Below are 23,859 nucleotides of genomic sequence, written 5' to 3'. Positions count from 1 at the left end.
GCCGCCCCGGGTACCGCCCGGCTGTTGCCGCCCTTCCGACTCTCCCGCATCGAGCCCACCAAGATGTCCCTGCACTCCCCTACCCGCCCGCTCCGTCGCGCGCTGCTGCCGGCCGCGCTGCTCGCATCCCTGGCCCTGTCGACACCGTCAGCGTTCGCCGCCGGCGATGCCGCAGCCGATGCCAAGACCCTGGACCGCGTCAGCGTACGCGCCGACCAGGCTGCGCCGCCCTCAAGCAGCACCCGCCTGCCGATCACCCTGCAGGAAACGCCGCAGTCGGCCACGGCCATCAGCCTGCAGCGCCTGCAGGACGAATCGCTGTTCAGCATCAACGACGTGCTGCGCAACGTCACCGGCGTCAGCGTGTCCTTCTATGACACCCAGCGCCCGCTGTACTACGCCCGCGGCTTTGCCATCACGGACTTCCAGGTCGATGGCATTCCGACCTACAGCGGCTCCACCAACCAGGAATACGACACCGCCTTCTATGACCGCATCGAAGTGATCCGCGGTGCCAACGGCCTGCTCAGCGGCGCGGGGGTGCCTTCGGCCACGGTCAACCTGCTGCGCAAGCGCCCCGGCAAGGACTTCGACGCCTCGTTCTCGGTGAGCGCCGGCAGCTGGGACTACCGGCGCATGGAGGCCGACGTCACCGCGCCGCTGACCGCAGATGGCCGGTTCCGCAGCCGCGTGGTCGCCGCCTATACCGATCGTGATTTCTATTACGACCGCTACAAGGAGAACAAGATGGCCGGCATGGCGGTGCTGGAGGGCGACCTGACCGACAGCACCACGGTCACCCTCGGCTACCAGACCCAGGACAACAACCCGGTCGGTTCGACCTGGGGTACCGTGCCGTTCTTCGACAGCCGCGGCGACTTCGCGCACCTGCCGCGCTCGACCAACCTGGCACCGAAATGGAGCTACTGGCAGCGCGAGACCAGCACGGTGTTCGCCAACCTGGAGCAGCGCTTCGGCGAGGACTGGCTGCTGAAGATCAACACCGCCCACACCCGTGGCAATGTGCAGAACATGCGCCTGTACGGCACCGGCAATCCCGATCCGGCCACCGGTGCGGGCATCTACCTGCGCACTGCCGCTGGCGACTCGGAGGACACCCGCCGCAACATCGATGCCTACCTGACCGGCACGTTCCCGCTGTTCGGCCGCGAGCATGACGTCACCCTGGGTGCCCAGTGGTCCGATCTGGAAGGCACCACCCACACTGTTGCCCTGAACTACCCGCGCGACTGGGCCACCTGCGGCCGCGAACGCTGCTACTACATCCCCAACGTGTACGACTGGAACGGCGACATCCCCGAGGTGACCTACACCCGTACCGGCGCGCGCCGCGTGCAGAAGACCACGCAGAGCGGCGTCTACCTGGCCGCGCGCCTGCGCCTGGCCGATCCGCTGTCGCTGATCGCGGGTGCGCGCCTGAGCCGCTGGGAAACCCTCAGCCGCTCCTACAGCGTGGCCGGTGCGTATACCGGGACCAGCGGGGCCTACAAGGTCAGTGATGAAGTGACCCCGTACGTGGGACTGGTCTACGACGTCACGCCGCAGTTCTCGGTCTATGCCAGCTACACCGAGATCTTCAACCCGCAGAACTTCAAGGACCGCAACGAGAACCTGCTGGCGCCGGTGCAGGGCTCGAATCTGGAAGCGGGCATCAAGACGCAGTGGTTCGATGGGCGACTGACCGCCAACGCCGCTGTGTTCGAGGCCAAGCAGGACAACTATGCCGTGCGCGACATGGGAGTGCCGGAAGGCTCGCTCAGCGATGGCACCTCGGCCTACATCGGCGTCAACGGCACCAAGTCGCGTGGCTGGGAAATGGACGTCAACGGCGAGATCCTGCCGGGCTGGACGGTCAACGCCGGCTTCACCCATGTCAAAGTGACCCGCGCCGCCACCGACCTGCTGTACGCCAACCCGCCCGAAGACCTGCTGCAGCTCAACACGCAGGTGCGCCTGCGCGGTGCACTGGAACGCCTGAGCCTGGGCGCCGGCGTGCAATGGCAGAGCAAGGTGCAGGGCTACAACATCCCCTACCCGCTGGGCGGCACGGTAACCGTGAACCAGCCGGCCTACACGCTCGTGCAGTTCAACGCCAACTACCGCATCAGCGACAACTGGACGGCAACGCTGAGCGTGCGCAACGCGCTGGACAAGACCTACTGGGCGAACCTGGACTACAACAACTACGGCGAACCGCGCTTCGTCGCCGCCAGCCTGCGCTGGAAGTTCTGAGAACGACCGGCTGAAAGCCTGCAACCTGAATGGGCCCGCCATTGGCGGGCCCTTCTTTTTGCTGCGCTGCAGGTTGCGTCGCCTTCCGTAATTATGTCGTAATTATCTCAACGCCAATCGGAAGCCGGTCGATGAACCCGAGCTGGGACACGCTGGAACGCAGCCGCCAGGCACGTCTGCAGCGGGCTGCGCCCTGGAGCAGAGGCCGTGCAGTGGCCGCCGACGATGTGGGCGAGCTGCTGCACGCCCTGCTTGAACCCGGCGACAAGGTCTGCCTCGAGGGCAACAACCAGAAGCAGGCCGACTTCCTGGCCGAATGCCTTGCCGGGCTGGACCCCGCCCGCGTGCATGATCTGCACATGGTGCAGTCGGTGCTGTCGCTGCCCTCGCATCTGGACGTGTTCGAGCGGGGCATTGCCTCGAAGCTGGACTTTTCCTTCTCAGGCCCGCAATCGGTGCGACTGGCCAACCTGGTGGCCGAAGGGCGGATCCAGATCGGGGCCATCCACACCTACCTGGAACTGTTCGGCCGCTACTTCATCGACCTCACGCCGCGCGTGGCCCTGGTCGCAGCGCAGGCCGCCGACCGCGACGGCAACCTCTACACCGGGCCGAACACCGAAGACACGCCGGTGATCGTCGAGGCGACCGCTTTCCGCGGGGGCATCGTCATCGCCCAGGTCAACGAGATCGTCGACACCCTCCCCCGCGTCGATATCCCCGCCGACTGGGTCAACTTCGTCGTGCAGGCACCGCGCCCGAACCACATCGAACCCCTGTTCACCCGCGACCCGGCACAGATCTCCGAGATCCAGGTGCTGATGGCGATGATGGCGATCAAGGGCATCTACGCCGAATACGGTGTGAACCGGCTCAATCACGGCATCGGCTTCGACACGGCCGCGATCGAACTGCTGCTGCCGACCTATGCCGAATCGCTGGGCCTGAAGGGCAAGATCTGCCAGCACTGGGCGCTCAATCCGCATCCGGCGCTGATTCCCGCGATCGAGTCGGGTTTCGTGAAGTCCGTGCACTCGTTCGGTTCGGAACTGGGCATGGAGAAGTACATCGCCGCGCGCGGTGATGTGTTCTTCACCGGCGCCGATGGCTCGATGCGCTCCAACCGCGCGTTCTCGCAGACCGCCGGCCTGTATGCGTGCGACATGTTCATCGGCTCGACGCTGCAGGTCGACCTGCAGGGCAACAGCTCCACCGCCACCCGCGACCGCATCGCCGGCTTCGGTGGCGCGCCGAACATGGGCTCGGATGCGCGCGGCCGCCGTCATGCCAGCGACGCCTGGATCAAGGCCGGCCAGCAGGCCGCACGCCCGGGCGAGATGCCACGCGGGCGCAAGCTGGTGGTACAGATGGTGGAGACCTTCCGCGAACACATGGCACCCGCGTTCGTTGACCGCCTCGATGCGTGGGCGCTGGCCGAACGCGCTGGCATGCCACTGCCACCGGTGATGATCTACGGCGATGACGTGAGCCATGTGCTGACCGAGGAAGGCATCGCCAACCTGCTGCTGTGCCGCACCGCGGAGGAGCGCGAACAGGCGATCCGCGGCGTGGCCGGTTACACCACGGTCGGTCTGGGCCGCGATCGCGCGATGGTGGAGAACCTGCGCGACCGGGGCGTGATCCGGCGGCCGGAAGATCTCGGCATTTCGGTGCGCGACGCCAGTCGTGACCTGCTGGCCGCGCGCTCGGTGAAAGACCTGGTGCGCTGGTCCGGCGGTCTCTACGACCCGCCCAAGCGCTTCCGCAACTGGTAAGGGGCACGCGATGGAAACCCTCGACTATCGATTCGACGGAAGAACCCCGGTGCGGTTCCCGCACGACGCAGTGCTGGTGGGCGTGCTGGCGTCCGGCAATCTGGAAGTCCTGCTGGAACCTGCCGCGCAGGACGGCGCAATGACCGTACATGTCGTCACCGCCGCGCAGGGCTTCGGCACCATCTGGCAGGCGGTCATCGGTGATTTCGCCCGGCGGCATCCGCTGCGCGACGTGCGCGTATCGATCAACGATGCCGGTGCCACCCCGGCGGTGGTCAGCCTGCGCCTGGACCAGGCGGTGGAGACACTGCTCGCCGGAGAACCGCGATGAATCCGATGCCACGACGCAGCTACCACGAGGCCGATGCCCGTGCCCGTATCGCCGGGCTGGTCGATGCCGGATCGTTCACCGAGTATCTCGGGCCGGCCCGGCGCGCCATGAGCCCGCACTTGGCACAGCTGGACCAACCCGCCGCGTTCGACGATGGCATCGTGGTCGGTGCAGCCTCGCTGCGTGGCAGGCGTGTGCTGATTGCTGCACAGCAGGGCGAATTCATGGGGGGCGGTGTCGGCGAAGTGCATGGCGCCAAGCTGACCGGCCTGCTGCGCCGGGCCGCGCAACACAGGCCCGACGGTGTGCTGCTGCTGCTCGACACCGGCGGCGTGCGCCTGCATGAAGCCAATGCGGGCCTGATCGCCATTTCCGAGATCATGCGCGCGACCCTGGACGCGCGCGCCACCGGCGTGCCGGTGGTGGCCCTCATCGGCAGCGGCAACGGCGCCTTCGGCGGCATGGGCATCGTCGCCCGCTGCTGCACCACGGTGATCATGTCCGAGGAAGGGCGACTGTCGCTGTCCGGGCCGGAAGTGATCGAGACCGTGCGCGGCGTAGAGGAGTTCGACTCGCGTGACCGTGCCCTCGTATGGCGGGTGACAGGCGGCAAGCACCGCTACCTCATCGACCAGGCGCAGGTTCTGGTTCCCGATGCCATCGATGCATTCGCCCAGGCCGCATTCGAGGCGCTGCAGCCAGACGCCGCCAGCGCAGACGCCGATGCCGCGCTGGCCGCGCTGCAGCAGCGACATGCCGCCCTGCAGGCCCGGGCAGAGGCCTGGGGGGACTGCCGCGATGGTCTGGAGATCTGGGCACGCCAGGGAATCGATGATCCCGAGCGCCTGCCGCTGCTGGACACCGACGCGTTCCTCGCCGCCACCGCCCACAGGAAACTGCCATGACCGCGCCGCTGCAGCCCCTGCTTGACGCGCTGTTCCCGCGCGGCCACGACGTGACCGTGCACGATTCCGTGCTGACGGGAAGCGCCAGTACCGAAGATGGCGAGGTCACGGTCATCGGCACCACTGACAAGCTGGAAGTCGGTGTCGATCATGCGCTGGTGCTGGCGACAACGGTACTGGCCAGCACCGCCGCACATCCGCAGCGACCGATCGTGATGCTGGTGGATACCGCAGGCCAACGCCTTTCGCGCCGCGACGAACTGCTCGGCATCAACGGTTACTTCGCCCACCTCGCGCAATGCCTGGACGTCGCGCGGCGACGCGGCGCACGGCTGGTGACCCTGGTCCATGGCGAGTCGGTCAGCGGTGGCTTCCTCTCGTTCGGCCTGATGGCGGACACGATCCATGCGCTGCCGGATGCCCAGGTTCGGGTGATGGACCTGCGGGCGATGGCTCGCGTAACCAAGCAACCGCTGGAAAAGCTGCAGGCGCTGAGCCTGACTTCGCCGGTGTTCGCACCCGGGGTGGAAAACTACGTGGCGATGGGTGCGGTACGGTCGCTGTGGTCGGGCGAGCTGGCGCAGGCCTTGCTGGATGCCCTGCGCGCGCCGGCCGACGGCGACCACCGTGCCGCACTGGGTGCCGAACGGGGGGGCCGCCTGCAGGCGGCTGCCGTCGCGGGCGCGGTGGCCAACGGCGATGCCTGAGCGTCTGACCCGCCACACGCTGGTCTGGTTGTCGGCCCACGCCGACTGGCGGGCTGATGTGGCTGCGCAGGAACCGCGGCTCGCCGCATGGTTCGCGCAGGGATTGCCGGCAATGGTCGCGCGACGCGCGGCAGACGACCCCGATTCCCGCCTGCGGCTGGGTGTGCCGTTGCCACCGGGCGAAGGCAAACAGCGGCTTGCACTGCGGGTGCCGCTGCAGGATGTACAGCGTCGGCAGGCGCCGCCGGCACTGAGCGACATCCTCGCGGCAGGCGTATGCCCCGCCTGGCAGGCACCGTTGCACGCTCTCGCCACGCTCGCGCCGGCCCGTGTGTTCGGCGCATTCGCCTGGCAGCACGTTACTGGCCTGCCCTATGTGCATGACCGTTCCGATATCGACCTGCTCTGGGAGGTCCCGGATGCGGCACGGGCCGATGCGCTGGTGACTCGGCTGCGGGCGTGGGAAGCGCAGCATCCGCAGCGGGTCGACGGCGAGCTGTGCCTGGCCCGTGGCGCTGCGGTGAACTGGCGCGAGTACGCCGGCAGCAGCCGTCAACTGCTGGTCAAACGCCTTGACGGCGCAGCCCTGGAAGCACGCCACCGTCTATTCGAGGGCAGCGGGGTGGCCGCATGAACGCCGTCGCGCCGCGCCTTGCCGGCCGCAGCACCGCGCCCGACAGTGCACGCCTAGGCCGCATGGCGATCGCCGCGCTGCATGCCGAGCTGGCCTGTGCGCCCAAGCCCGGCCTGGTCACGCCGTTCGACAGCGGCAGCCATGACGACATGGATGCCGGTACGTTCCTGCGCAGCCTGTTTGCCCTGCGCCACTATTTCACTGCGGTTGCCCGCGATGGCGCCGCCGAAGCGCCGTTCCATCGGCTGCGCGACCACGGCCTGGCCGCCGAAGCGGCGATGCTGCGCGCCACCGGCGGCGTCAACACCCACCGCGGCGCGATCTTCAGCCTGGGCTTGCTGGTGGCAGCGTCAGCCTCGTGCCGCACGCGTCTGGGCCGAGCCGCGACAGGTGAACAGGTATGCCAGGCGGTCTGCCAATGGGCGGACGCCTTCGCCACCTCGCCCCTGGATGTGAACAGTCCGGGGCAGCGCGCGCGCGCCCGTCACGGCGTGCCCGGCGTACGCGAGCAGGCGGCCGCTGGATATCCCCTGCTGCGTGGGCTGGCCCTGCCGGCACTGCGCCATGCGCTGGGCGCAGGGCTGCCACGCGAAGCTGCACTGGCCCATACCCTGATGCATCTGGTCGCAGAGGTCGAGGATCTGAACCTGCTGCATCGGGGCGGTGTTGCCGGACTGCGCTGGGCCCAGCAGCAGGCACGCGGATTCCTCGACGCCGGCGGTGCCTTTGCCGCCGGCTGGCGACCCCGCCTGCAGGACATCGGCGATGCCTTCGTCGCACGCCGGCTCAGCCCGGGTGGCAGCGCCGATCTGCTGGCCTGCAGCGTCTTCCTGCTGTTGCAGGAGCAGGCGTGATGCTGGCCCTGCTCTGTCCGGGACAAGGTACGCAGCATGCTGCGATGTTCGATCACGTGCGCGACAACGACGCCGCGCATGGCGTGCTGCTCGCCGCCAGCGAGGTGCTGCAGCGCGACGTGTTCACCGCTGCTGCGGCCGAGGACCGGTTCGACAATGCGCAGGCACAACCGCTGCTGTGCGCGGCCAGTCTGGCGCAGTGGCACGCCCTGCGCGATGCATTGCCGGTGCCGACCGTGGTGGCCGGCTACAGCATCGGCGAACTGGCGGCGCATGCCATTGCCGGCACCTTCGACGCTGGCAGCTGCCTGGCCCTGTCGGCACAGCGCGCGCATCTGATGGACGGTGCCAGCGCGGCAGGCGCCGGCATGCTGGCGGTGCTGGGCCTGGATCGTACGACGTTGCAAGCGCTGTGCGATGCGCAGGGTACCCACATCGCCATCGTCAACGGCGAGGATCACTTCATTGTGGGAGGCATCCGGCACACCCTGCAGCCGCTGGCCGATGCGGCGCACGCGCTCGGTGCGCAGGTGCGTCCGTTGCCGGTCCACGTCGCTGCCCACACGCCCCTGCTGGCGGCTGCGGTGGCGCCCTTCGCCGCCGCGCTGGAGCGCTCGGGCATGCGGGCACCCCGCCTGCTGCTGCTGGCGGGCATCGATGCACGGCCCGTGCGCGATGCCGCAACGGCGGTGCACAGCCTGTCGGCACAGCTGGCACAGACCATCGAGTGGGCACAGGTGATGCGGCAGGCCTTCGAACGCGGTGCGCGGGTGTTCCTGCAGCTGGGCCCGGGCAATGCGCTCGCACGCATGGTCGCGCCGTCCTATCCCTGCTGCGAGTTCCGCGCGGTGGAAGAGTTCCAGAGCCTGCATGGCGCTGCGGCATGGGTCCGCAGTGCGCTGCAGCGCCTGCAGTAACGGGTTCGAGCAGTACGTATCACGCAACACTGCAGTACGTCGCCTTACCCCGGGGATGGCGGGTCTCCATCCGCGCTGTACGTGAGCCACGTGTCTGGGAGGGCGCATGAGTCCACAAATCGCAACGATCATCGGTCTGGTGATCATGTTCATCGTCGCCACCGCACTGCCGATCAACATGGGCGCAGTGGCCTTCGCACTGGCCTTCATCATCGGTGGTGTCTGGGTCGGCATGGGTGGCAAGGAAGTCCTCGCCGGCTTTCCCGGCGATCTGTTCCTGACCCTGGTCGGCATCACCTACCTGTTCGCCATCGCGCAGAAGAACGGCACCATCGACCTGCTGGTGCACTGGGCGGTACGCGCGGTGCGCGGCCACATCGTGGCCATTCCGTGGGTGATGTTCGTGGTCACCGCGGTGCTGACCGCCTTCGGCGCCCTCGGCCCGGCAGCGGTGGCGATCATCGGTCCGGTCGCGCTGCGCTTCGCCAAGCAGTACAACATCAACCCGTTGATGATGGGCCTGCTGGTCATCCACGGTGCGCAGGCCGGCGGCTTCTCGCCGATCAGCGTGTACGGCAGCATCACCAATGGCGTGGTGCAGAAGGCCGGGCTGGAGGTCACCGAGATGGCAGTGTTCCTGACCAGCCTCGGCTTCAACTTCATGATGGCGATCATCTGCTTCCTCGCCTTCGGCGGCATCGCGCTGATGCGACGTGGCTCGATTACCGCGGGCGGTGCGGAACTGGCAATGGCCGGTGGTCCGCAGGCGTCGTCGCGGCAGTTCGCCATCGAAGGCCATGGCGCGCTGGTGGCGGCCGGCGGCGGCACCCTGAGCAACGATCCGGCGGCGCTGGATGCAGTGGGTCTGACCCGGGAGCGGTTGTTCACCCTGGTCGGCCTGCTCGGCCTGGGCGTGGCGGCACTGATCTACAACCTCAACGTCGGCCTGGTGTCGATCACCGTCGCAGTGGCGCTGGCACTGCTCTCGCCGCAGAGCCAGAAGGGTGCGGTGGATGGCATCAGCTGGTCGACCGTTCTGTTGATCTGTGGCGTGGTGACCTATATCGGCGTGCTGGAGCATGCGGGCGCGGTCGACTTCATCGGCAACGGGGTCTCCAACATCGGCATTCCGCTGCTGGGCGCTCTGCTGGTGTGCTACGTCGGCGGTATCGTCTCCGCATTCGCATCGTCCGCGGCGGTGCTCGGCGCAACGATTCCACTGGCGGTGCCGTTCCTGATGCAGGGGCACCTGGGTGCAGCCGGCGTGATCTGCGCACTGGCAGTGTCGTCCACCATCGTCGATGTCAGCCCCTTCTCCACCAACGGTGCACTGGTCGTGGCATCGGCGGCGAAGGAAGAACGCGAGACGCTGTTCCGCCGCTTCCTGGTCTACAGCGGCCTGGTGGTGGCATTGGGGCCGCTGCTGGCCTGGCTGGTGTTCGTGGTGCCGGGCTGGATGTAGGCGATGACCGGTCGTGCCGGCTGACGGCCGGCACTACCGCCAGCGGGTACACTCTGCCAATGGCCATCGCCCCTGCTCCACGGTCCCCGAAGAAGCGCGCCCCTCTGTACGAGGAGGTCGCCGAACATGTGCGTGAGCGCATCTATGACTATCGCCTGCCCCCCGGCGAATGGATCGACGAGCCTGCGCTGTGCAGTGAACTGGGCATCAGCCGCACCCCACTGCGCGAGGCGCTGAAGCTGCTGGCAGCCGAAGGCCTGGTGCAGATCGACGCCGGGCGCGGCAGCCGGGTAACCCGGCTGACGCTGGAGGACCTCAACCAGCTGTTCCCGGTGATGGCCATGCTGGAGGGCCGCTGCGCGCATGAGGCGGTCAGGCATATCGATGATGCGGGCGTGGCCCAGCTGGAATCCCTGCATGCCGCGATGGAAGCGGCGGCGGCTGACGGCAACATCGCCGAGTATTACCGCAACAACTACCTCATCCACGAAACCGTGCAGCACTATGCCGGCAATCCGTGGCTGATCCGCATCACCCACGACCTGCACCGCATCCTGAAGATGCATCGCGGCCGGCAGCTGCTGACGCCCGGACGCACTGCGCAGTCGCTGGCCGAGCACCGCGAGCTGATGGAGTGCTTCCGTCGCCGTGATGCCGACGCGGCAGAGCGCACGATGGAACGGCACCTGCTCAGCCAGGGCCAGGCACTGGCCGCCTACGTGGCGGCCGGGGGCCTGCTGAACGTACCGGCGCCGCTGCCGACCGAAGGCGGTGCCTGAGCGAGCTGTCGCCCCGCCGGGCGTGGCCCGCATTGCGGGCGGTGGCTGACCCTGTTCCTGTGGCGTCAATCGCCGCAGCTGCCGCCGTCGCTGCCACAGTCCGCAGAGGGGGCATTGCCCTCGTGGGCGCCATCGCTGGCCCAGATCGCGCCGTCCTGGCTGCGTGCCTGCAGTCCGAGCGGGCCCTCGGCGGCTGCCACCAGCAGGCAGACGACGGCGCCGATCAGCGGCAGCAGCCAGATCACCAGCACCTGCGCGGCCCGGTTGCCCGACGACAATTCCTGCCGACGCAGAATCACCCAGCTCGCCAGCAGATTCAGGCCCAGCACCAGCAGGACCAGCAGAAGGGTCACGATCAGCACCAGGCGTCTCCCGGCATGGATATCGACGCCATTATGGCCCGCCGCCCCGCCAATGGCCCTGCCTGTCATGAAGATGGGACAATGTAGCGCGCGCCGGCCTGCCTCCTGGCCGCCGGGCCCCCCGCACCACACGGAAGAAGAAGAACAACAACATGCTGAAAGTCATTTTCGATACCGACCCGGGCGTCGACGACGCCCTGGCCCTGCTGTACCTGCACAAGCATCCGCAGATCGACCTGATCGGCGTTACCACCACCTTCGGCAACGCCTCGGTGGAGTCCACCACCCACAACGCGCTGTACCTGAAGCAGGCCTGGGCGCTGACTGCGCCGGTCGCGCGTGGCGCCGCGGGTCCCCTGCAGCCCGATGCCACTCCGGAAGCCTGGCCGGTGCACATCCACGGCCACAATGGCCTGGGCAATCACCCGGTACCTGCACAGCTGGACGTGACCGCCGACGCTCGTCCTGCGCACCAGTTGATCATCGATCTGGTGCGGGCCCATCCAGGCGAGGTCACGCTGGTCGCGGTCGGCCGCATGACCAACCTGGCCCTGGCCCTGCAGCAGGCACCGGAGATCGCCGGCCTGGTGCGTGGCGTGGTCATCATGGGGGGCGCCTTCCACGTCAACGGCAACATCACCCCGGCCGCCGAGGCCAATATCTGGGGCGATGCGGAAGCCGCCGACGTGGTGTTCACCGCACAGTGGCCGGTCACCGCGATCGGCCTGGACGTGACCACCCGCGTCGAGATGGACCGTGACGGCCTGGACAAACTGGCTGCGGTCGGGGGTGCCGATGCTGAACTGGTGCGTGCGCTGTCGCAGGATTACGTGGACTTCTACCTGCAGGCCGGCCACAAGGGCATGGTCGTGCACGATTGCTGCGCCTGCATCGCGCTCACCCGCCCGGAGCTGTTCCGCTTCGAGCGCGCAAGCGTGCGCGTGGCCACCGACGGCGTCGCCCGTGGCATGACCATTCCCAAGCCTGAAGGCCTGGCATTCGGCCCCAGCGTATGGGACGGCCACGTGGTGCAGTCGATTGCCATTGGCGTGGATGCCGCCGCCGTGCTGGCCGACATCGAGCAGACGCTGAAGGTGTGACCGGCTAGGATCCGCCCTGCTTGCCAGGGCGGGTCTTCCGCGTCGATGCCGTTTCCGGCAGCGTCCACAGCACCGGCAACACCAGCAATGCGACCAGCGCGATCATCGCGCCCGGTGCCGCCGCCCAGCCGCTGCGCTCCACCCACCACTGCGCCAGCCACGGTGTCGCACCGCCGAAGACCGCCGTGGCCATGGTCACGCCCAGTGCCAGCCCGCTTACCCGGCCCTCGCCCGGAAACTGCTCGGCCGTGGCCGGTGCCGCGACCGCGCTCACGCCACCGGCCACGCAGGCCAGCAGCACCGCAGCCACGGCGATACCCAACGGCGTGGTATGCGCCATCCAGCCGAACAACGACAGCGGCAGCAACGCCGCCAGTACCGTCAGGCCCAACAGCAGCGGGCGCCGGCCGAAGCGATCGGACAACGCACCGCACAAGGGAGTGATGGCGATCACGGCCACCGCCGCGATCGTCGACAGCCACAGGGCATCGCCCTCGTCGTGCCCCTGTGCGTGCAGGAACGCGGGCACATAGGTGATGCCGACGTAGTAGGTGATCGAGCCCAGCGCGGAAATGGCGAAGGTACGCGCTACCGCCTGCGGATGGTGGCGCAGCACGTGGCGCAGCGGCGTGGCAGGAATGCTGCCCTCGCGACGCTGCCGCTCGAACTCCGGCGATTCATGCATGCCCGAACGCGCGATCAGGATGACCAGCGCCAGTGCAGCACCGACGAAGAACGGAATGCGCCATCCCCAGCTGTCCAGTTGTACCTGCGGCAGCAGCGCGACCGTCAGTGCGGAGATCGCCACCGCCAGCAGCGCGCCCACTTCGCTGGCCGCCGAGGCCAACGAGGTCACCAGTCCACGCCGGCGTGCCGGAGCGCTTTCCAGCAGATAGGCGACTACGCCCGTGTATTCACCGCCCACCGAAAATGCCATCACGCACCGCAGCACCAGCAGCAGCACACCCGCCGTCGTGCCCGCCGTCGCGGCGGTAGGCAGCAGCGCGGTGGCCAGCATGGCTGAAGCCATCAGCGCCATCGAGGCCAGCAGCATCCAGCGCCGCCCCAAGCGGTCGCCGAGGTGACCGAAGCACAGCGCGCCGAGTGGGCGCATCAGGTAGGACACGGCAAATCCCGCAAGGGTGACCAGCATCGCCTGTTCGCCGCCGCCGAAAAACACCCGCGACAGCACCGTGGCGAAATAGAGGTACAGGGTAAAGTCGTACCACTCCACCACGGTGGACAGGCCGGCGACCCACATCGAGCGCTGCTGTGTCGCACTCATCGCCTGTTCGCCTTCGGCACCGTCGTTTCCCTGTCTGCGGTCTGCACGCAGGGTGCCACCACGCGGGTGACGGCACGGTGGATCCGCTGCACGACGGGCGCGGACCGCAGACGGCTCAGGGTGCGCGGCGCAGGGTGATCAGGGTGATCTCCGAGGGCACGCCGATGCGTGCCGGGAAGCCGGCCCACAGTCCCGCACCGTTGCTCACATACAGCGTCATGTCATCGACGCGGTACCGTCCGGAGACGAAACCGCCGTTGGCACGCTTCACCAGCTGGTCCATGCCGAGGATCTGGCCGCCATGGGTATGGCCGGACAGCTGCAGCTTGACCCCGCGTGCGGCCGCGTCCTTCGCATTGCGTGGGCGGTGGTCGAGCAGAATCACCGGGGCGGCCGGATCCGCACCCGCCAGCGCCGCCTCCAGATCGGGCAGCGGCAGGCCATAGCGCGCGGCCACCGGATCGGTAACACCGGCGATCGTCATCGCTGCATCCCCCCGCCGCACCTGCACGTGGCTGTTCTCCAGCACCTGCATGTGCAGCGCACGGAACGCCTGCATCCATTCGCTGTACTGGGCGTAGTACTCGTGATTGCCGGTGATGGCGATCACCCCGTCCGGCGCCCTCAGTTCACCCAGGGGCCGGAAGTCATTGCGCCGTGCCTGCACGGTGCCATCGATCAGGTCGCCGGTGATGACGACCAGGTCGGGCGTCAGGGCATTGCTTTCGGCCACGACCTGACGCACCCAGTCGCCGGTCAGCAGGCGGCTGGCGTGGATGTCGGTAAGCTGCAGTACGCGGTAACCCTCGAACGCGGCAGGCAGGCCGGCAATGGCCACCTCGATCTGTCGGGTCTTGGGCACCGCCATGCCCTGGCTCACGCCCCAGGCACTGACCAGCAGAGCCAGCAGGCCTGCGCCCGGGCGCAGCCACGGCGCGCGCAGCGCTGCGGTCACACGGGGCCTGCGCAGAACCCACGCGCCAAGCAGGCCCACGTCCATTACCAGCATCACCAGTGACAGCAGCAGTACCGCAGTGGAGCCGGTGGCGAGCACGGCGATGGCCAGCTTGGGGATTTCCGGCGAGGCCATCGTGCCCCAGAACGTGGCCACGATCCGCAGCTGGACGGCGATGGCGACCAGCAGCAGGGACAGCAGTACCTTCAACCACACGGGCAGGCGCAGCGGCCAGAACAGGCGAAGGGCCACATACACGCCCATCAGCAAACCAATCGTACTCAGCACTGCGACGTTCCTGGACGAAGACAAGAGCCCGCCATGGTGACGGCTGCGGACAGCGTTGTGTAGAGCCGGGCCATGCCCGGCTGCTCAGTTCGCAGTCGAGCACGCTGGACGCTACGGAAGCCCGAGGCGCTCCACCCGCAGGCGGACAATGCGCCGCTTCTCCATGGCCAGTACGGTGATGCGGGCATCCGCTACTTCGACCGCATCGCCCACATCCGGCAGGCGGCCAAGCTGGTCCAGCACCAGGCCGGAGATGGTCATGTAGTCGGCACTGCGGGGCAGCGACACGCCGGCCAGCCGTTGCAGGTCATCCAGCGTCAACGCGCCGTCGGCCTCCCATTGGCCCTCGTCCAGCGCCACTACGCCGTAACGCTCGTCCTGGGTATCGACCAGATCGCCCGCGATCGCCGCCAGCAGGTCATTGGCGGTCACCAGGCCTTCCACACTGCCGTACTCGTCCACCGCTACCGCCAGCGGTACCGGGTGCAGGCGGATCAGTTCAAGCGCCTGCAACGCGCTGGCGCTGGACAGCACGTACTGCGGCTGGCGCAGGTTGGCTTCCAGCTGCAGCGGCCTGCCCTGCAGCAGGTCGGCCAGCAGGTCGCGGCTCTGCACCACACCACGCAGGCTGTCCAGATCACCCTCGCCCACGAGCAGGCGCGTGTGCGGCGACGCCACCAGGCGCGCCACCACGTCGTCCTGGCCGCGCGCCAGATCGATCCACTGCACGTCGGCGCGCACGGTCATCACACTGGACACAGGCCGGTCAGCCAGGCCCAGCACGCTGCGGATCATCTCGTGCTCGGCCGGCTGCAGGCGTTCCTCCGGATCACCGTGGTCTTCTTCGCTGGCATCGTCGTGGCCATTGGCCGGACGGGCGCCCAGCAGGCGCAGCACGGCATCGGCAGTGCGCTGACGGAACGGCTGGCGACGCTCGTTGCGCTCGCGGTTGAAGCGCACCCACTGGTTGAAGGCTTCCACCAGGATCGAGAACGCGATCGCCGCGTACAGGTAGCCCTTTGGAATCTTGTAACCCAGCCCCTCGGCGACCAGGCTGAAGCCGATCATCAACAGGAAGCCCAGGCACAGGACCACCACCGTGGGATGCTTGTTGACGAAGCGGGTCAGCGGCTTGCTGGCCACCAGCATCAGTGCCATCGCGATGGTCACCGCGGCATACATCACGCCCAGGTTGTCGACCATGCCCACGGCAGTGATCACCGAGTCCAGCGAGAACACGGCGTCCAGCACTACGATCTGTGCCACCACCATGGCAAAACTGGCGTAGACCTTCTTGCCGTCTTCCTGGTGACTGCGGCCCTCCAGCCGCTCATGCAGCTCCATGGTGCCCTTGAACAGCAGGAACAGGCCACCGCCCAGCAGGATCAGGTCGCGTCCGGAGAAGCTGTGACCGAACAGCGTGACCAGCGGCTCGGTCAGCTTCATGATCCACGCCAGCGCGGCCAGCAGCACCAGCCGCATCAGCAGCGCCAGCGTCAGGCCGATCACCCGCGCACGGTCGCGCTGGTGCGGCGGCAGTTTGTCGGCAAGGATCGCGATGAACACCAGGTTGTCGATGCCGAGCACGATCTCGAGCACTACCAGGGTTGCAAGTCCCATCCATATCGAGGGGTCAGCCAACCATTCCATTTCGGGTCCGTTTCGTCAGTAGGTCAGGGGGAAAAACAAAAGCTTCAGTCGCCATCGTGCGCCTGCGTCGGGTCGTAGCCGAGCAGGTCGCCGGGTGTGCATTGCAACTCCCGGCAGATGGCATCCAGCGTGGAAAAGCGGATGGCGCGGGCCTTGCCGGTTTTCAGGATGGACAGATTGGCCAGCGTGATGTCGATGCGCCCCGCCAGCTCGGACAGGGTCATGCCACGCGCCTGCAGCATGCGGTCCAACGTGATCACGACGGCCATCAGGTCAGGCCCATCAGATCAGCCCATCCAGGTCATCGCGCATCGCCGCGCCGACCGCGAACACGCGCGCCAGCACGAACAGCATCAGTACCGCGACCAGACCCGTGATGGACATGCCTCCGCCCACCTCCATCCAGGCGAAATCAGGCCCCATCCAGGCAGCGTAGAGGCCGATCACGATCGACAGCAGTTCCATCGCCAGCATCAACCAGGCCATGCGCTGCAGACGCCGGGCATTGGCATGGGTGAAGGGGCGTTCGCGGGCAGCGGACCTCAGCATCCGCGCGAGGTGTCGGAGGAACACCAGGCACAGCACCAGCAGGGCAACGATGGTGCCCAGGCCGATGCAGAAGTGCAGGAACAGATCGCCTCCGTGGGCGGCGGCAGTACGTGCATCATGCACGGTATCCAGCAGCCAGCGGCGGTCGTAGGCGACCAGCGGCACGGCCAGCAGTGCGGCCAGGATTCCCAGCCAGCACATGGCCCGCACGGCCTGCACGGCGGTCTGGGCCAGGGTGAACAAGCCTCGCGCGGGTCTGGCGCGGGCGGGACGAGCGGTCAAGCGGCCTCCGGTATTGGGGTGGCCCTGCCGCCCCGGGGTGGATTTATCGATAAACGATATACCACATCCCGAAGTGAAAGGCTGAACGTCGGCGCTGTTGCACGCGAGCTTCGAACCCGCCTCCGCACTTGACACCCCAGTGACGATTTGATTATTAATTAACTAATTAGTTAATCACATTCTCATGGATCGCATCTTCGAAGCACTCGCCTCAACCGCCCGGCGGCAGGTCCTGGCCTATCTCAGCGCCGGTGAACTCAGTGCGGGCGAACTGTCCGAGCGCTTCGATTTCAGCAAGCCGGCACTGTCCAACCATCTGCGCATCCTTGAAGAGGCAGGTCTGATCGAACGCGAGAAGCGTGGCCAGTACGTGTACTTCCGACAGGTGCCCGACCGGCTTGCCAACACCTTGTTCTCGTGGGCTGCCGAAGTCTGCCCGGTGGGCGGCCCACTCAAGCGCGAAGCGCGCGCACGCCGCAAGTCACCCGCCCCCTGAGGAGCCGCCCGATGCCTGGACCGACCCACGACAGCCGCTCGTTTCCAGGTGTACAGCTTGCGGCTCAGGAGGGCGGCGGCCCCGTTGAAGTCACACTGATCGCACAGCTCGGCATCGGTGCCGGAGACGCGCTGGTGGCTGATGCCAGCCAGCGTCAGCGCCACCACCCCGCCTTCATCGATGCACTCGATGAGCCCTCTGCACGGCTCGGTGGCATGCATCTGCAGTACGGCGATGCGTCCTCGCTGTACAGTTTCATGGTCGGCGAAGGCGGACATCCGTTCCATCGCCACGCCGGCCCACGCATGTTCACCGCCATCGCCGGCAGCGCAGGCGCTGAGCTGCGTTTCGCGATGGCCTCCGATGCACAGCTCGCAATCGATCCCGTCGCGCTCCCGCGCTCGCTGCGTCGCGTCCAGATCCCACCGGACTGCCTTTTCACCGTTCGATTTGGCGGAGGTACCTGGCACCAGTTTGTATCGAACCATCCTGGCCACCCTGCCCTGTTCGCACTGTCTTGCCACAGCAACGAACTGGCCGGTGCGATGAGCGCTGAAACAAGAGCGCAGGTGCAACGCAACGGTGCTGATATTCCCAGCTTGACTGAGGTGCTTCCCGAGGTGCACTGGCCCACCATGGCCACGTTGGCGGCCACCCCGCTGCTGCGTCTCTCGCTGCAGGCCGCACCTCCCAGCCTGTGCGCGTCCCTGTGCGCCCGTACCCGGGCGTTGCTCGGCCCGCTGCGACGGATCAATCTGCGTCCACTGCGTGGCTTCGTCGAACGTGCCCCCCTTCCATTTACCATCGAGTCCCGCGCGCCCAGCGATGACGGACTGCTGGGCAAAGCACTGCAGTCCAGCAACTACCATGATCTGACGGTGCTCCGGCTGGACGGTGCTCAGTTGCAGCAGCCACCTGTTTCGCAGTTGCTGGCAAACGTGCTGGAAGGCTTCCTGTGCAACCCACCGGGCGGCGTCAGCCAGCTGATGGCGGTGCGCAACTGGCTGGTGGCTCCTTTGGGGCTGCGCACCGCGCGGCTGGGCTGCCCGGTCTCGTCGCTGGCATGCAGCGATCACACGCAGCTCTTTGCGGGCCGCTATCCCGTGTTGGATTCACAGGTCGATGCACATGGCCGCTATGCCGAAGTACTGCTGGGGGCCGACGATCGCCACCTGCGCTTCCGCAGCAGTGTCCGCGTGCAGCGGCATACCGACGGCCGCATCGATATCAGCCTTGGCACGCGTGTGCAGACCCGCAACATCTTCGGGCGTGTCTACATGGCGTTGATCGATGGCGTGCACCGGCATTACATCGCCCCTGCACTGCTGCGGCGCGCAGTCGAACATGCGCTCGCGCCCGAACTGGCGGTTCCCGGTGCCTGGACCGGTGAAGCCTCGCTTCGCTGAGTCCATAGAAGGCGGGATGAGACGCCGTTGCCGTGTTCCGCAAACTGCCGAGGGGTTTACTGTCCGAACTCAACGCGCGTAGCGGAACACCAGATCGTCCGGATCGTTGCGCAGCGCGTCCGCATCCAGCACCCCGCCCAGCCGCCGGGCCACGGCCTGCGACGCGAGGTTGTCCGGCGCCATGTAGCTCACCAGCGTCGGCAACTGCAGCGATGTGAACGCCCAGTCGCGCAGGGCGGCCGCGGCCTCGCTGGCGAAGCCCTGCCCTTCGTGGCCGTCGTACAACAGCCAGCCCAGTTCCTTTTCCGGAAACAACGGGCCGTGATTGATGCCGACCTGTCCAATGCAGGCGCCGCTGTCGCGCCGTTCGATCATCAGCGCGCCGTGGCCGAACAAGGGCCAGCTGGCCAGGTCGTGACAGAACTGTCCCCAGGCCGCGACCTCACCAAATGGACCGCCCATGCCGCGCGCACGGGGCGATGCAAGAAAGCTCGCATAGGTGTTGAAATCCTCCAGCCGTTGCGGGCGCAGGCGCAACCGTGCGGTATGCAGCGTGGGAATCTCCAGCATCGCCACGGCCGATCTCACTGCACAGCCACACGACCATCACCGCGGCGCCGCAGCGACGGAGGGCGTGGCGCATCGGCGTCGGTGCGCGCCAGCACGGACGCCGGCTGCGCGCTGGCCAAGGCGGGATCGACGGACATGGCGGGCTCCTGCAGTGTCAGGCTGCAAGTCTAGGCCGCGCCCTGTGCGATGCAGATGAAGTGCGGCGCAAGGGGGCATGCTGCCCCTGATGTACCGCCATGACCGGCGTCGCCAGCGCCGTGGCACTCAGCGTGCACCGGCAATCCCTACCCGATCGCGTCCCTGCGCCTTGGCCCGATACATGGCGGCATCGGCAGCACGCAGCAGGGAACGCCAGCCCAGTGCATCGGTACTGCCCTCGGCCACACCGAAACTGGCAGTTACACGCAGCACGTTGCCATTGCCCAGCACGATATCCGACTGCTGCAGTGCGACGCGCAGCGATTCGGCCAACCGGCCACCCGCGCCGAGATCCCCATCCGCCAGCAGCACAAGGAACTCCTCGCCACCGTAGCGGGCGATGCTGTCGGTGTGCCGCAGGTACCTGCGCAGCAGCTGCGCAACCTGCACCAGTACCTCGTCGCCTGCGGCGTGGCCTTGGCCGTCGTTGATTGCCTTGAAATGATCGACGTCGAGCAGGATCACCACCGCCATGCCGTTGCCTGCGGCGTGCCGCTGCTGCACGTGTTCGTCCAGCGCGCGCCGATTGAGCAACCCGGTCAGCGCATCGGTGCCGGCCAGCTGGCGCAGTTCGCTGGTCAGTGCGGAACGTTCACGTGAGGTCTCGCGCAGCACTTCAATCGCGTCGAACAGCCGCTGCATCTCTGCCAATGGATGAGTGACGTGCTGCGCGGGGCCCGGCGCGTCGGACGCAATCTGCACCACCTGTTCCTGTGCCTGCAGCAGCGGCCTGAGGATCTGCCGGTGGGCGATGCGCAGGGCCACGCCCAGCACCGCCAGCGTGCCCAGCGCGGTGGCCCACAACACGGCCAGCCGTGTCGCCTCACGATTCCGTGCCTGTTCGAAGCGACCGATGGACATGCTCAGGTAGCCGTCGCGCAGCGCCTCCAGCGACTGCAGCGTCGGAACGTAGCGCGCCGTGAACTCCGCGGTGTTCCACGGCGGAGGCCGTCCACGGCGACCGTCCTCGATCAGCTGTTCGATCATCGGCAGCGACTCGGCGAAGAACTGCCGGCGTGCCATGTCCCAGTGCCACGACAGCTCGGGATCACTGCGAAACACCGACTCGTGGCTGGCTGCCAGCCGCCACAGCTCGAGCAGGCGGCCCTCGGTCTGCTGCGCCGCGCGTACCTGCCGGACGTGCCAGGCCCCGGGAACCGCCACCGGGGCCATCACATTCGACGCCAGTCGGCCGCCATGCTCGCGCAGGTCCATCAGGATCTGGCCCTGGATCGCCGGAATCGCCGCTTCGCGGCCGGTGGCCACCAGCACGTTGATCTGCGCCGAACCCAGGCGATGCAGGCGATCGGTCACCGTGAACATGCTGTTGATCGCATGCTCCACGTCGTCGACCGTCCGCGCGTCTGCCGGCTTGGCTACGACCCGGTCCACCGCCGCGCGCGCCTGGCGGAGCTGATGCTGGGCCTCGAACAGGGTGCGGCGCTCGTCAGGCAGGGAGGGCCCGGACAGGATCACGGCATCCATCTGCGTCATCGCCATGTCGACCCGCCTTCGCGCCTGTGCCAGCCATCCCGCCAGCCGCGCGCGTTCGTCAGCATCGGCGCAATCGCTGCCGAGCAGGCTGTTGGCTGGCCCGCGCTCGGCCGAGGCCAGATTGGCCAGATCAAAGGTCTGCCGCAACCGGCGCAGACTGCGGAGGTTGTCCTCCGCATCGGTGTAGCGCAGCGTGCCCTGGACCAGGGCGATGGCCATCAAGGGCAGCGTGCACACCACGAACAGCCCGGCCAGGATCCAGACCCAGGTCCGCAACCCGATCGGCGACACCTTGCGGGCCATTCACCATTCCCCTGAAGTGCGGACCACTGTAGCTGCCGGCTGGCGGCACCCACAAGCGTCCACCGTGGCGCTGCAGTGGCGCCCGCTGGCACCGGCAACTGTCAGATCCAGCGCTGGTCCACCAGTTCCCGTTTCACATAGGCATAGAACACCGGCGCAGCGACCAGCCCCGGCAGGCCGAAGGCGGCTTCCATCACCAGCATCGACAGCAGCAGTTCCCACGCACGGGCCTGGATCTCGCCACCGACGATGCGGGCATTGAGGAAGTACTCGAGTTTGTGGATCACCACCAGGTACAGCAGCGCCACCACCGCCACGTAGAACGATACCGACAGGGCAACGATGGTGATGACGGTATTGGAGATGATGTTGCCCACCACGGGCAGCAGGCCGGCGATGAACGTGATCAGTACCAGCGTCTTCGACAGGGGCAGGTGCACGCCGAACAGCGGCAGCACCCCCAGCAGGAAAATCGCGGTGAACACGGTATTGAGCAGGGAGATCTTCACCTGCGCGAACACCACCTGGCGGAATGCGGTCGCCAGGCGGCCAGTACGGCCGATCAGTTCCTGCGCCAGCGGCCCCATCGTCGGCAGCGGAAGCTCGTCGTACAGCGCGATCATCGCCCCGAGCACCATACCGATCAGCACGCGCACGCCGATCTGCACCGCCGACGTGCCGGCGACGCCCAGTTGCCGTTGGTGCTCTGCCGCCCACTCGTTCAATGCCGCACGCAGTGCCGGCATGTCCTCGGGAATATAGGGCTGCAGCAGCGCCGGCACCTGGTGACGCGAGGTGTTGAGGATGTCCATCAGGCGCGCCAGCAGCGCATCCGGCCCGCCGGTTTCGGTGCGGAAGAAGGACGCCACGCCGATGCCGGCCAGCACGAGCACGCCGATGATGACGGCCGAAAGCACGATCACCGCGATCGCACGCGCGCGCCCGGGCGGCAGGCGCCCCTCCACTGTCGACGCCAGCAGGTGGGTCAACTGGAACACCAGCAGGCCCGACAGCAGCGTCACCACCAGGCCCAGCTTCAGTACCAGCCACATCCCCAGCAGCATCAATGACCAGGCCGCGATCCTTGCAACGGGAGGCCGGGGCTGGGCAACGAGGGCGTCTTGCATGGCATGAGTCCGGGCGGGGTGGCCCATGGTAGTGGAACGCTCCGGACACCGAAATGAATGGAGTTGGGGCCAGCGCTTGCGATCACAGGCAATGAAACGTCCCCGGCAGGCGCAGGCCTGCCGGGGTTCCTGCCTGCTGCCTTCACCTGTGCCCGGGCGACGCTGTCGAGCCACGCAGCATCAGACTGAAGTCCAGCGTCTGCTGAAGCGGGACATCGACACCTTCGATGATGGCGAGCAGCAGTTTGACTGCGCGGTCGCCGATCTCCCGCATGGGCTGCCGGATGGTCGTCAACGGCGGCGTGAGGTAACGCGACGACGCCAGGTCGTCGAAACCGACGATGGACAGCTCCTCGGGCACGCGGACGCCCAGTTCCCGGCAGGCCGCCAGGGTTCCCAGTGCCATCTGGTCACTGAAGCAGAAGATCGCGGTCGGCGCCGATGCGGCGGCCAGCAGTGCCGTCGCCGCCGCATGGCCGGATTCGACGGAGAAGTCACCCGGCACAACACTCAACTGGCGCAGTCGGCCGCGCGCCCTGCCCGCCGCCCGTGCTCCTTCCAGCCGCTGCTGGTGCAGGGGGTTGTCGGGGGGCCCGCCCACCACGGCGATCCGCTCATGTCCCAGTCCGTACAGGTGCTCCATCACCGCACGCGCGGCGGCAGCGTTGTCGATGTGGACACTGGGGAGGCCCAGCGCGGGGTCGAATTCACAGCCGTTGACCACCGGCGCGGCGGCGCCCTGCTGCTCGACGATCGCGCGCGCGGTAGGCGGCAGGCGATGGCCCAGTACGATCAGGCCATCGGCCTCGTTGCGACGGAGCATCTGCGCATAGCGCTCCTCGCGGTCGGGTCGATGCTGGGTGTCGCCCAGCAGGACCGCGTAGCCGACGGCCTGGGCCGCGTCTTCGGCACCCTGCAGGATCTGTGCGAAGAACGGGTTGGCAATGTCCGGCACGGTCACCAGGATCTTGCCGCTGCGCTGCGTCTTCAGCGTGCGGGCGACCGTATTGGGCACATAGCCCAGCGCGGCGGCGGCCTGTTCGATGCGCGTGCGCGTCGCCGGCAGCACCTTGTCCGGCCGGGACAGCGCCCGCGACACCGTACCGGCGGAGACGCCGACGTGCTTGGCGATGTCGTAGATGGTGGCCATGGCGTCAGTTCTTGTTTCCGCTGTGCA

Annotated in this window: 24 protein-coding genes; 13 read left to right on the top strand and 11 right to left on the bottom strand. The window is 67.5% G+C overall.

Features of this window, described 5'->3' with window-relative positions; genetic code table 11:
• Window positions 1-63: 63 nt before the first annotated feature.
• From ACVOME_RS02355 to ACVOME_RS02310, 10 genes are all read left to right on the top strand, one after another.
• A complete protein-coding gene (locus ACVOME_RS02355; RefSeq protein ID WP_283218922.1) occupies window positions 64-2,253 on the top strand; it encodes a TonB-dependent siderophore receptor in 2,190 nt (729 codons plus the stop codon).
• Window positions 2,254-2,384: 131 nt separating this feature from the next.
• On the top strand, window positions 2,385-4,028 hold the full coding sequence (mdcA, locus tag ACVOME_RS02350; RefSeq protein ID WP_065174588.1) for a malonate decarboxylase subunit alpha: 1,644 nt from the start codon (window positions 2,385-2,387) through the stop codon (window positions 4,026-4,028).
• Window positions 4,029-4,038: 10 nt separating this feature from the next.
• Window positions 4,039-4,359, top strand: coding sequence for a malonate decarboxylase acyl carrier protein (mdcC, locus tag ACVOME_RS02345; protein ID WP_053516201.1), 321 nt, complete (start codon window positions 4,039-4,041; stop codon window positions 4,357-4,359).
• Complete coding sequence (locus ACVOME_RS02340) at window positions 4,356-5,264, top strand: biotin-independent malonate decarboxylase subunit beta (RefSeq protein WP_053516203.1); 909 nt, start codon at window positions 4,356-4,358, stop codon at window positions 5,262-5,264. The genes mdcC and ACVOME_RS02340 overlap by 4 nt, the downstream gene beginning before the upstream one ends.
• The gene (mdcE, locus tag ACVOME_RS02335) at window positions 5,261-5,971 is read left to right on the top strand and encodes a biotin-independent malonate decarboxylase subunit gamma (RefSeq protein WP_459062749.1); all 711 of its coding nucleotides are present in this window, start codon (window positions 5,261-5,263) and stop codon (window positions 5,969-5,971) included. The genes ACVOME_RS02340 and mdcE overlap by 4 nt, the downstream gene beginning before the upstream one ends.
• A complete protein-coding gene (gene mdcG / locus ACVOME_RS02330; protein WP_459062748.1) occupies window positions 5,964-6,605 on the top strand; it encodes a malonate decarboxylase holo-[acyl-carrier-protein] synthase in 642 nt (213 codons plus the stop codon). The genes mdcE and mdcG overlap by 8 nt, the downstream gene beginning before the upstream one ends.
• Window positions 6,602-7,459: a triphosphoribosyl-dephospho-CoA synthase MdcB gene (gene mdcB, locus ACVOME_RS02325; RefSeq protein WP_262100219.1), complete on the top strand. Its 858-nt coding sequence runs from the start codon at window positions 6,602-6,604 to the stop codon at window positions 7,457-7,459. Before mdcG ends, mdcB begins: the two co-directional genes overlap by 4 nt.
• Window positions 7,456-8,376: an acyltransferase domain-containing protein gene (locus ACVOME_RS02320; protein WP_481504678.1), complete on the top strand. Its 921-nt coding sequence runs from the start codon at window positions 7,456-7,458 to the stop codon at window positions 8,374-8,376. Before mdcB ends, ACVOME_RS02320 begins: the two co-directional genes overlap by 4 nt.
• Before the next feature lie 106 nt (window positions 8,377-8,482).
• Window positions 8,483-9,838, top strand: coding sequence for an SLC13 family permease (locus tag ACVOME_RS02315; protein WP_053516216.1), 1,356 nt, complete (start codon window positions 8,483-8,485; stop codon window positions 9,836-9,838).
• A 59-nt stretch (window positions 9,839-9,897) separates the two neighbouring features.
• The gene (locus tag ACVOME_RS02310) at window positions 9,898-10,617 is read left to right on the top strand and encodes a GntR family transcriptional regulator (RefSeq protein WP_065174583.1); all 720 of its coding nucleotides are present in this window, start codon (window positions 9,898-9,900) and stop codon (window positions 10,615-10,617) included.
• Window positions 10,618-10,682: 65 nt separating this feature from the next.
• On the opposite strand, the gene ACVOME_RS02305 is transcribed toward ACVOME_RS02310, so the two are convergent.
• Window positions 10,683-10,979, bottom strand: a complete 297-nt coding sequence (locus ACVOME_RS02305; RefSeq protein ID WP_065174582.1) for a hypothetical protein — start codon at window positions 10,977-10,979, stop codon at window positions 10,683-10,685.
• 152 nt (window positions 10,980-11,131) lie between these two features.
• Here ACVOME_RS02305 and ACVOME_RS02300 point away from each other — a divergent pair, with 152 nt between their 5' ends.
• Complete coding sequence (locus ACVOME_RS02300; RefSeq protein ID WP_065174581.1) at window positions 11,132-12,079, top strand: nucleoside hydrolase; 948 nt, start codon at window positions 11,132-11,134, stop codon at window positions 12,077-12,079.
• A 4-nt stretch (window positions 12,080-12,083) separates the two neighbouring features.
• Here the strand turns inward: ACVOME_RS02300 and ACVOME_RS02295 are convergent, their stop codons facing one another.
• From ACVOME_RS02295 to ACVOME_RS02275, 5 genes are all read right to left on the bottom strand, one after another.
• On the bottom strand, window positions 12,084-13,364 hold the full coding sequence (locus ACVOME_RS02295; protein WP_481504677.1) for an MFS transporter: 1,281 nt from the start codon (window positions 13,362-13,364) through the stop codon (window positions 12,084-12,086).
• Window positions 13,365-13,479: 115 nt separating this feature from the next.
• On the bottom strand, window positions 13,480-14,607 hold the full coding sequence (locus ACVOME_RS02290) for a metallophosphoesterase (protein WP_461288144.1): 1,128 nt from the start codon (window positions 14,605-14,607) through the stop codon (window positions 13,480-13,482).
• Between the two features lie 111 nt (window positions 14,608-14,718).
• On the bottom strand, window positions 14,719-16,257 hold the full coding sequence (locus ACVOME_RS02285) for a TerC family protein (RefSeq protein ID WP_065174578.1): 1,539 nt from the start codon (window positions 16,255-16,257) through the stop codon (window positions 14,719-14,721).
• A 44-nt stretch (window positions 16,258-16,301) separates the two neighbouring features.
• On the bottom strand, window positions 16,302-16,526 hold the full coding sequence (locus ACVOME_RS02280) for a helix-turn-helix domain-containing protein (protein ID WP_053516228.1): 225 nt from the start codon (window positions 16,524-16,526) through the stop codon (window positions 16,302-16,304).
• A 13-nt stretch (window positions 16,527-16,539) separates the two neighbouring features.
• Window positions 16,540-17,007 carry a DUF2975 domain-containing protein gene (locus tag ACVOME_RS02275; RefSeq protein ID WP_481504706.1) on the bottom strand — a complete coding sequence of 156 codons (468 nt, stop codon included), beginning with the start codon at window positions 17,005-17,007 and terminating at the stop codon, window positions 16,540-16,542.
• Between the two features lie 259 nt (window positions 17,008-17,266).
• On the opposite strand from ACVOME_RS02275, the gene ACVOME_RS02270 reads away from it, so the two are divergent.
• On the top strand, window positions 17,267-17,584 hold the full coding sequence (locus ACVOME_RS02270) for an ArsR/SmtB family transcription factor (RefSeq protein WP_196768758.1): 318 nt from the start codon (window positions 17,267-17,269) through the stop codon (window positions 17,582-17,584).
• Between the two features lie 11 nt (window positions 17,585-17,595).
• Window positions 17,596-18,990 (top strand): DUF2867 domain-containing protein, encoded by a 1,395-nt coding sequence (locus ACVOME_RS02265; RefSeq protein ID WP_065182385.1) that lies wholly within the window; start codon window positions 17,596-17,598, stop codon window positions 18,988-18,990.
• A gap of 69 nt (window positions 18,991-19,059) precedes the next feature.
• Here ACVOME_RS02265 and ACVOME_RS02260 read toward each other — a convergent pair whose 3' ends face one another.
• The 5 genes from ACVOME_RS02260 to ACVOME_RS02240 all read right to left on the bottom strand — a co-directional run bounded on the left by ACVOME_RS02260 (window position 19,060) and on the right by ACVOME_RS02240 (window position 23,832).
• Entirely contained in the window at window positions 19,060-19,560 is a 501-nt protein-coding gene (locus ACVOME_RS02260; RefSeq protein ID WP_111186028.1) for a GNAT family N-acetyltransferase, read from the bottom strand.
• Window positions 19,561-19,574: 14 nt separating this feature from the next.
• Complete coding sequence (locus tag ACVOME_RS02255) at window positions 19,575-19,697, bottom strand: hypothetical protein (RefSeq protein WP_258391157.1); 123 nt, start codon at window positions 19,695-19,697, stop codon at window positions 19,575-19,577.
• 127 nt (window positions 19,698-19,824) lie between these two features.
• A complete protein-coding gene (locus ACVOME_RS02250; RefSeq protein ID WP_111186027.1) occupies window positions 19,825-21,555 on the bottom strand; it encodes a GGDEF domain-containing protein in 1,731 nt (576 codons plus the stop codon).
• A 101-nt stretch (window positions 21,556-21,656) separates the two neighbouring features.
• On the bottom strand, window positions 21,657-22,682 hold the full coding sequence (locus ACVOME_RS02245; protein WP_053516238.1) for an AI-2E family transporter: 1,026 nt from the start codon (window positions 22,680-22,682) through the stop codon (window positions 21,657-21,659).
• A gap of 142 nt (window positions 22,683-22,824) precedes the next feature.
• Window positions 22,825-23,832 carry a LacI family DNA-binding transcriptional regulator gene (locus ACVOME_RS02240; protein ID WP_111186026.1) on the bottom strand — a complete coding sequence of 336 codons (1,008 nt, stop codon included), beginning with the start codon at window positions 23,830-23,832 and terminating at the stop codon, window positions 22,825-22,827.
• Window positions 23,833-23,859: the final 27 nt, after the last annotated feature.

It is taken from the genome of Stenotrophomonas sp. STEN008 (assembly GCF_056760435.1).
The sequence above is the reverse complement of the archived record's forward strand: the minus strand, read 5'-3'. Positions and strand labels throughout refer to the sequence as shown.

Excerpts from the sequence above, each read along its gene's own strand:
- ACVOME_RS02295 (WP_481504677.1), bottom strand. The coding sequence starts at position 13,364 with ATGAGTGCGACACAGCAGCGCTCGATGTGGGTCGCCGGCCTGTCCACC.
- ACVOME_RS02250 (WP_111186027.1), bottom strand. The coding sequence starts at position 21,555 with ATGGCCCGCAAGGTGTCGCCGATCGGGTTGCGGACCTGGGTCTGGATC.
- ACVOME_RS02255 (WP_258391157.1), bottom strand. The coding sequence starts at position 19,697 with ATGTCCGTCGATCCCGCCTTGGCCAGCGCGCAGCCGGCGTCCGTGCTG.
- ACVOME_RS02340 (WP_053516203.1), top strand. The coding sequence starts at position 4,356 with ATGAATCCGATGCCACGACGCAGCTACCACGAGGCCGATGCCCGTGCC.
- mdcE (WP_459062749.1), top strand. The coding sequence starts at position 5,261 with ATGACCGCGCCGCTGCAGCCCCTGCTTGACGCGCTGTTCCCGCGCGGC.
- ACVOME_RS02275 (WP_481504706.1), bottom strand. The coding sequence starts at position 17,007 with ATGTGCTGGCTGGGAATCCTGGCCGCACTGCTGGCCGTGCCGCTGGTC.
- mdcG (WP_459062748.1), top strand. The coding sequence starts at position 5,964 with ATGCCTGAGCGTCTGACCCGCCACACGCTGGTCTGGTTGTCGGCCCAC.
- ACVOME_RS02265 (WP_065182385.1), top strand. The coding sequence starts at position 17,596 with ATGCCTGGACCGACCCACGACAGCCGCTCGTTTCCAGGTGTACAGCTT.
- ACVOME_RS02315 (WP_053516216.1), top strand. The coding sequence starts at position 8,483 with ATGAGTCCACAAATCGCAACGATCATCGGTCTGGTGATCATGTTCATC.
- ACVOME_RS02310 (WP_065174583.1), top strand. The coding sequence starts at position 9,898 with ATGGCCATCGCCCCTGCTCCACGGTCCCCGAAGAAGCGCGCCCCTCTG.
- mdcA (WP_065174588.1), top strand. The coding sequence starts at position 2,385 with ATGAACCCGAGCTGGGACACGCTGGAACGCAGCCGCCAGGCACGTCTG.
- ACVOME_RS02245 (WP_053516238.1), bottom strand. The coding sequence starts at position 22,682 with ATGCAAGACGCCCTCGTTGCCCAGCCCCGGCCTCCCGTTGCAAGGATC.
- ACVOME_RS02285 (WP_065174578.1), bottom strand. The coding sequence starts at position 16,257 with ATGGAATGGTTGGCTGACCCCTCGATATGGATGGGACTTGCAACCCTG.
- ACVOME_RS02280 (WP_053516228.1), bottom strand. The coding sequence starts at position 16,526 with ATGGCCGTCGTGATCACGTTGGACCGCATGCTGCAGGCGCGTGGCATG.
- mdcC (WP_053516201.1), top strand. The coding sequence starts at position 4,039 with ATGGAAACCCTCGACTATCGATTCGACGGAAGAACCCCGGTGCGGTTC.
- ACVOME_RS02355 (WP_283218922.1), top strand. The coding sequence starts at position 64 with ATGTCCCTGCACTCCCCTACCCGCCCGCTCCGTCGCGCGCTGCTGCCG.
- ACVOME_RS02300 (WP_065174581.1), top strand. The coding sequence starts at position 11,132 with ATGCTGAAAGTCATTTTCGATACCGACCCGGGCGTCGACGACGCCCTG.
- ACVOME_RS02240 (WP_111186026.1), bottom strand. The coding sequence starts at position 23,832 with ATGGCCACCATCTACGACATCGCCAAGCACGTCGGCGTCTCCGCCGGT.
- ACVOME_RS02260 (WP_111186028.1), bottom strand. The coding sequence starts at position 19,560 with ATGCTGGAGATTCCCACGCTGCATACCGCACGGTTGCGCCTGCGCCCG.
- mdcB (WP_262100219.1), top strand. The coding sequence starts at position 6,602 with ATGAACGCCGTCGCGCCGCGCCTTGCCGGCCGCAGCACCGCGCCCGAC.